This window comes from Methylobacterium sp. WL120, from assembly GCF_008039465.1.
GTDB classification, from domain to species: Bacteria; Pseudomonadota; Alphaproteobacteria; order Rhizobiales; family Beijerinckiaceae; genus Methylobacterium; species Methylobacterium cerastii.
In genome coordinates, this window is sequence record NZ_VRUT01000022.1 from 37,020 (window position 1) to 43,845 (window position 6,826).

Here is a 6,826-nt window from a genome sequence, read left to right on the forward strand (position 1 = left end):
GAGCGAGGCTCATCAAATCCAGTCTGCGGGTATTGGCCGACCACGCGCCGATATAAGTTTAACAATACAACTTCTAGGTGAGATCTTTTATAGAAATACACGTGCGCTTAAGTAGTCTATACCGAGCTTATCTAAATCGTGTAGCCGCCTGTTTCAGTCTATAAGCCAGTACGCTATAGGCGAATTTCAGGCGACATAACGATGCCTAGGCACAGCGGCGGCGAACCGCTCCGCCCCATCGAGATCCTCCATGCCGCCGAGACGGGAATCGGGGGAGTAAACTCGGTCGTTATCGGCCTGGGTCAGAAGCAGATCGGACGTCTGGGCGAGGGCAGTGTCCACGTCCTCGTCCCACGGAATCATGCCGCAGAATATGCCGGGACGGGAATCGTCACGCACGTCTTCGAGAGACGATCGAGGAGCGTTCGCTCGTTCGTTGCTTTCACATTCTGCCTTGCCGGGCTATTGCTGAAGCTAAGGCCATCGTTCGTCATACTCCACAGCTCGTTTGCGGGGCTGGCAGGCAGGATCGTGTTGGCCCTCTTCTGGCCGTGGTACAGACCCGTAGTCATTTACTGCGCCCATGGTTGGGCGTTCACGATGTCCGTCTCTGCGCAACGCGCACGAATCTTCGCGGGAGTGGAGCGCGTGCTCGCCCGCCTAACTTCAGCGATCGTCTGCATCAGTGAAGCTGAGTATCACGCCGCGATACGGTTCGGTCTCCCTGCCCGTCGGCTACATCTTGTTCCAAATGGGACGCCGCGGCCCGACGGCGCTCCGTGCCCGACCCCCTATCCACGCCTTGATGGCACCATTAATCTTCTATTTGTCGGTCGCCTCGACCGACAGAAGGGGATCGATCTGCTCGTAACCGCTCTTACTAATGCACCGTTTCTCCCGATCTCGTTGACGGTCGTCGGACGTGCGGTGACCGATCCGGTCAAGCTCGAAAGACTCTCCAACATCACCTACATCGATTGGCTTCGCCCACAGGATCTTGCGCCCTATTATGCCCATGCCGACGCGGTCGTCGTTCCCTCCCGCTGGGAGGGGTATGGGCTCGTGGCAGCCGAGGCGATGAGTTTCGGGACGCCGGTCGTTGCGAGCCGCATCGGCGGCCTCGCGACCCTTGTCGAGGACGGCGTATCTGGCTTCCTGTTCGATCCGGCATCGGCCAGCGAACTTCATGACGTCCTGTCCGGATTGGATCGCGAGACGCTGATGGGGATGCGAACGGCCGCGTTTCGTCGATGGGAGCAGGTCGCGGACATCCAGGATATGGAAAGACGATATTTCATCCTCATGCAGTCACTCGCCGCGAATGGCCATCGCGTAAAGGAGATCGCCTCGGCCGCAGACATTGTTGGAAGTCAGGCGGAGAGTCGATGATCGGCGTGTCACGCCTTCTACGGGTTCGTGAACCGGCCTTTCTCGGCCGACTCAGGATTGGAGCGGTAATCCTAGTCCTTAGGGCCGGGGCGATCGCTTCGAAGTTCGGCTTGACCCTTTTCATCGCTCATTTTCTCGATCTTGAAACGTTGGGGATCTACGGGTTGATGACGGGTGCCGTGGTCCTCGTCCCTATCTTCATCGGCCAAGGTGTCCTAGGCACTCTTGGCAGAAACTCCGTCGATCAGAGTCTGGCCGACCTGCTAGCGGACCTCGCCCCATACTGGGCGTTTCTGACGGTAGCATACCTCGCCGTCATAGCGATGTCGTTCCCCTTGATGTGTCAATATTTGCTGCCACATCTGGTTCTTCTCGTCGGCATTCTGATATTTATTGAGCACTTGAACGGCGACATTCTCGTAATTCTCAACCATCGTCAGCGGCCAGAGTTTGCTAATCGTCTGCTCGTCATTCGTACGGCGGCATGGATCGTCTGCTACACAGGATTGGCCTACTGTATTCCCGGGATGCGCACCCTCACGGTCCTGTTGACCTTCTGGCTGGCCGGTGCCGGCGTCGCGCTAGCCTGCTTCGTGTGGGACTGCCGCAATTGGCCATGGCATGTTGCCTATGCACAATTCCGCGACACGAAGGCCCTCGCCTGCCTCATAGAGCGGTCACGAACCTTATACCTCAACGAGATGACGAACACCGGTAGCCAATATCTCGATCGCTATCTCGTGGGAGCGATGCTCGGCCTAGAATTGGCCGGCGTCTACTTCCTGTTCTGGTCGTTTGCCAATGCGCTCAGTAACGTCATCAGCACGAGCTTGCTCCAGGTGCAGCAACCCGCGATCATCATGTCGCGACACAACCCCGAGGAGCAACGGAGGCTGCTCGGCGCGCTTCGGGTCGAGGCAGCGGTTGCCAGTTTGGCGCTCGGCCTCGTGACTGCGTGTCTCGCCTACGTAGGCCTCGTGCTCTATCCCCGCCCGATTTTCAGCAGCCAAAGATTCGTCTTGCTCGTCCTGCTTTTGGGATTTTTGGTGCGCATGGCGTACGAGGTCGAGGGCATCGGCCTCTACACACGCCATGAGGACCGAAACACTTTGTTCAGCGCCTTGCTCGTGCTCGTGCTGTCCGTTGCCGTCACGCTGTCGGCGACCCCGTTTCTCGGCCTCCTCGGACCCGCTTCTGCCGTCGTCGTGTCCTACGTCACTGGCGTATGGTGGCGCTTAGACCGCAACAAGAAGGCCTATGCGGGATCCCCGATTCGTTCACCGCCGGGCATGAGTAGCTGAGTATGGCTGAAGGCTACCTGACTGGCGATGCCACTGCGCACGCAGGCGCAACCGACGTGGCGCTGTTCATGCCGACCCTGACCGGTGGCGGCGCAGAACGGATACAGCTGATCTTAGCACGATATTTCCTCGCGCAGCATCTCAAAGTCGACGTCGTCGTCTGCAAGCGCGCTGGCTCTTTGGGCGACAGCATTCCGATCGGTGCGCGGCTGGTGAGCCTCGACGCCAAGCGTGTCTTGCTAAGCCTGAAGCGGTATGAGCGGTATCTTCGTAAGGCTCGCCCACGGGTCGTCATCAGTTCCGTCGAGAACGCCAGTGCCGTCGCCTGCATGGCGCGTGCGCGCGGGTCGCATCGTCATCGTCTCGTCGTCCGGCAGGACAACGCCTTAACCGGGGCTGCGACGGTATGGCGAGACCCTCGTCGATGGGCGTGGCTGATTCTTCTGTCAATCGTCTATCGCTATGCTGATCACCTTATCGCGGTGTCGCGAGGCGTGGAAGGGCAGCTCCGGCGACTAATCGGCAAAGGCGGTCCCCCTATCGGCCTCGTCTACAACCCGGTCATCTTACCGGATTTCGCGACGCGGCTTCACGAACCTTCCATGGCTGCGCGACCCCTATGCCGACATCCGATGATCGTCGCGGCGGGCAGGCTCCATCCGGTCAAGGATTACCCGACACTGCTGCGAGCCTTCGCTCTGCTCCGCCGCAGCATACCGGCGACCTTGGTCATCCTGGGCGAGGGTGATGCGCGCGCGGAACTCGAAGCCCTCGCTGGGGAGCTTGGCATCGTCCATCATGTCGAGTTCGCCGGTTTTGTCTCCAATCCCCTACCGCTGATCCACGTTGCGGACGTGTTCGTCCTCTCGTCGCTGTCGGAAGGCTTAGGAGGCGTCCTGGTCGAGGCGCTGGCAGCCGGGACACCTGTCGTCAGCACCGATTGCCGGCATGGGCCGAACGAGGTTCTTGGAGGGGGCCTGTACGGTCGCCTGGTTCCGGTGGGCGATGTCGAGATGCTGGCCAACGCAATGAAGGAGACACTTGACGATCCCCGTCCGCTCCCTTCCGTCGAGCTGAAGGCCCACCTGACGCAGTTCTCCTTCGACTTTGCAGGTCGGCGGTACATGGATTTTCTGCTGTCTTAAGGCGAGCTTTCGGTCGACCCTTGTGATCCGATTGCATCGTTGCACTGTACGGAGGCACCGTGAACGACGAACCCATTCAAGAAGCCGCTAACGCTCTCCGCGCGATGGGCTGGAAGGTCGTGCCGACTTGCGATGACCTCGGTTTATGGCAGGTAGATGATGAGCAGCTTGGCGATGCCGATCTCATGGCGCTTGCTCGTCTCGTTGGGCTGATGACCGGTCCAGAAATGATCCATTGAAGCCCGCCGATATTCAACGCTGGCGCCTGCCGCTCAAGCTGATCGGCTGGGGCTACGACGCGCCGGGGCGGAGATGCTTTGAACTTCACGAAAGACTTGGTTAATCTCGTAGGTGAAAGTTCGACCAAAGCTAGTTCACGGGTGGAGCACGATCGGCCTTGATTCTGATCTCACATAAAAATTGGATTTGCCTGTTCTATCAGGTAGTTAGTGACGACTCTGCCAAGTGCATGCTCCGACGCCGATCCATACCCTGAGAAATTCCACTGTCTTATCACTTATCTGGATAGGGTTTCGACCAGCTTTAGTCTTCGGCAGACGCCGCCGAACAGCTGAGATGGGCGCAAACCCGTCAATCATCGCTTCGCGGTGGGACGTCTGCTTCTTACGAATCGCCGTTCAAAACCGGACCGGCAACAATCCACCCAACGACGCCATTCAGCGTGGCCGCTTTGCGCCAATAGCGGAAGTTCGGTGCCCGCCAGGAAGCGGACGTTCCGCATTCGACCCTTGTCAGCCGTGCCGATAGTTGTCGGCGCGCTCCGCAAGCGTTCGTTCATTGGCCGTCGGGCCACATCTGTTTGGGGTGCTTAAGGATCCAATACGGTCAGCCGCTAAGCAATACTCCTATGCAGCTTGTCGAAGGTGGCTGTCAGGATGTCCCGTATAATATGAACTGGAATTTTATTACACGGCGTCGGTTTTAGCATATGAACTGTGATTACGGTCCACTCGGCATCCGTCAGAGCATTTTTATTGCATAGGCCCGAATGCCCATGCATCCGCCGGGTTGTCTGGAGTCCACATGGCAGGTCCAGGTCAGGTTTCAGCGCGTTGTAGGGATCACTGCCATTTTAGCCGCTCAACCTCGCCACGGCCTTGATCGGTCAGGCACTTACACGCGGCTTGCCAAGGGGGGCACCGATGTCGATCGAGAAAAACAACCCGCGATTGTATTTTTTCAACGTGGTTGAGGTCGCGTTAATTGTTTCGCCGCCACTTGGAATCCGTCTTCACCGCGTCGTCGTGCCGTCACGCTCGGCACCCGACTGGTGGCCACGCGGCCGCCGGACCGTCTCTCCGCGCCTTCGGATGGCCGCATGTCGCACGCCAGTTCCTGCCCGCCGCGGAGTTGCCTGCTCGCGACGACCGCCTTGCTGCCGCTGATACTCGGCATGGCGGCGATGACGGTGCCGGTGGGTCCGGCGCATGCCGCCTGCGCGGCGACCACGACAAGTCTCGCCTGCGACGGGCCGGACGACGTGACTCTGGCGAGCTCAATCGGCGGCTCTGGTGGCCTTTCGAAGGCTGGCACGGGCAGCGTCACGCTCTCGGCCGCCAATACTTATGCCGGCGGCACCAGTCTCACTGCCGGGACGCTGTCGACGACGGGGGCTGGGACGCTCGGTGCGCCCGACGCAGCGCTGGTGGTCTTGGGCGGACGACTCGACCTCGGCAGCACGACGCAAGCCGTCGGACTGGTCCGGCTCACCAGCGGCACCATTGGGGACGGGACGCTGCGCGGCTCGGTCTACGACGTGCAATCCGGCAGTATCGATGCCGCGCTGACCGGCTCCGGCCCGCTCGTGAAGTCCGGCACTGGCACGGTGATGCTGTCGGGCGCCAACACTTACTCAGGCGGCACCCGCGTCGACGGCGGCACGGTGAAACTGACCTCGACCGGACGCCTCGGCGCCGCGGACGCCGCCCTCGTGGTCGGCGGCGGAACGCTCGACCTCGGCGGCACCAGCGCGAGCGCCGGCCCGGTGGTGCTCACCGCCGGTACCATCCGCAACGGCACCCTGCGCGGCGCAATCTACGGGCTTCAGGCCGGCACTGTCGATGCAATTCTGTCGGGCGCCGGCTCCCTTGCCAAAAGCGGCGACGGCACCGTGCTTCTCAACCAAGCGAACAGCTATTCCGGCGCCACGACGGTCACCAACGGGATTCTGCGGGCCGGGATCGCCGGCGCTCTCCCCACGGGCACGACACTGATCGTCGCCGGGGCCGGAAGCCTCGACCTCGCCGGCACCAACCAGAGTGTTGCCGCGCTCAATGGCGACGGCCGGGTTTCGCTCGGCGGCGCCACCTTCACCGTGGGCTCGAATGGCGGCGACGCGCTGTTTTCCGGCACCATCGACGGCACCGGCGCGCTGGTGAAGGCCGGCGCCGGGCGGCTCGATCTCACCGGCAACAGCCCACTCGCCGGCAGCGTGACGGTGGCGGAGGGGCGCTTGCGGGTCGGCGGCAACCTCGGCGCGGCCGACGTTTCCGTCGCCTCTGGCGCGATCATCGAGGGTACCGGCACGCTCGGCGGCCTCAGCATCCGAAGTGGTGGCCGCTTGGCTCCCGGCTACGACGCGATTGGTACGCTGTCGGCTAACGGCAACGTCCTGTTCGAGGCAGCCTCGACCTACCAGGTGAAGGCGGACGCTGCCGGCCACAGCGACCGGATCGTGGCGGGTGGCATCGCGACGTTGCGCGGCGGTCTCGTCGACGTGCAGGCGCAGGCCGGCACCTACCGCGCAAACACCACCTACACAATCCTCGATGCCGCGGGCGGCGTGCAGGGGCGGTTCGCCGGCGTGACCGCGAACTTCGCCTTCCTGACGCCGTCGCTGACTTATACCAATCGGTGTTGATCATCACCGATGAGCCCAGTCGCGCAGTCCGAGAGACATGATTTTCCATGGCTGCTCGGTCAGCCCGTTCCAGGCATTGCAGCAGCGATCGACGATGTCGTCGTAGGATG

The 6,826-nt window shown here is 61.4% G+C and carries 6 protein-coding genes; 5 read left to right on the plus strand and 1 reads right to left on the minus strand.

Going from position 1 to position 6,826, the window contains the following annotated elements; genetic code table 11:
* Positions 1-186: 186 nt before the first annotated feature.
* Positions 187-399, minus strand: a complete 213-nt coding sequence (locus FV229_RS27970) for a hypothetical protein (RefSeq protein WP_246688083.1) — start codon at positions 397-399, stop codon at positions 187-189.
* Between FV229_RS27970 and FV229_RS06880 the strand changes: the two genes are divergently transcribed.
* The 5 genes from FV229_RS06880 to FV229_RS06900 all read left to right on the plus strand — a co-directional run bounded on the left by FV229_RS06880 (position 322) and on the right by FV229_RS06900 (position 6,716).
* Positions 322-1,389: a glycosyltransferase gene (locus tag FV229_RS06880; RefSeq protein ID WP_348644174.1), complete on the plus strand. Its 1,068-nt coding sequence runs from the start codon at positions 322-324 to the stop codon at positions 1,387-1,389. The genes FV229_RS27970 and FV229_RS06880 overlap by 78 nt on opposite strands.
* A gap of 110 nt (positions 1,390-1,499) precedes the next feature.
* Positions 1,500-2,690 carry an oligosaccharide flippase family protein gene (locus tag FV229_RS06885; protein ID WP_187275080.1) on the plus strand — a complete coding sequence of 397 codons (1,191 nt, stop codon included), beginning with the start codon at positions 1,500-1,502 and terminating at the stop codon, positions 2,688-2,690.
* 2 nt (positions 2,691-2,692) lie between these two features.
* The gene (locus tag FV229_RS06890; RefSeq protein WP_147751244.1) at positions 2,693-3,835 is read left to right on the plus strand and encodes a glycosyltransferase; all 1,143 of its coding nucleotides are present in this window, start codon (positions 2,693-2,695) and stop codon (positions 3,833-3,835) included.
* 59 nt (positions 3,836-3,894) lie between these two features.
* Positions 3,895-4,074, plus strand: a complete 180-nt coding sequence (locus FV229_RS06895) for a hypothetical protein (protein ID WP_147751245.1) — start codon at positions 3,895-3,897, stop codon at positions 4,072-4,074.
* Positions 4,075-5,174: 1,100 nt separating this feature from the next.
* A complete protein-coding gene (locus tag FV229_RS06900) occupies positions 5,175-6,716 on the plus strand; it encodes an autotransporter-associated beta strand repeat-containing protein (RefSeq protein ID WP_147751246.1) in 1,542 nt (513 codons plus the stop codon).
* Positions 6,717-6,826: the final 110 nt, after the last annotated feature.

What these genes read in the sequence shown, in the direction of transcription:
- FV229_RS06890 (WP_147751244.1), top strand. Translation starts at nt 2,693, where the DNA reads ATGGCTGAAGGCTACCTGACTGGCGATGCCACTGCGCACGCAGGCGCA.
- FV229_RS06900 (WP_147751246.1), top strand. Translation starts at nt 5,175, where the DNA reads ATGTCGCACGCCAGTTCCTGCCCGCCGCGGAGTTGCCTGCTCGCGACG.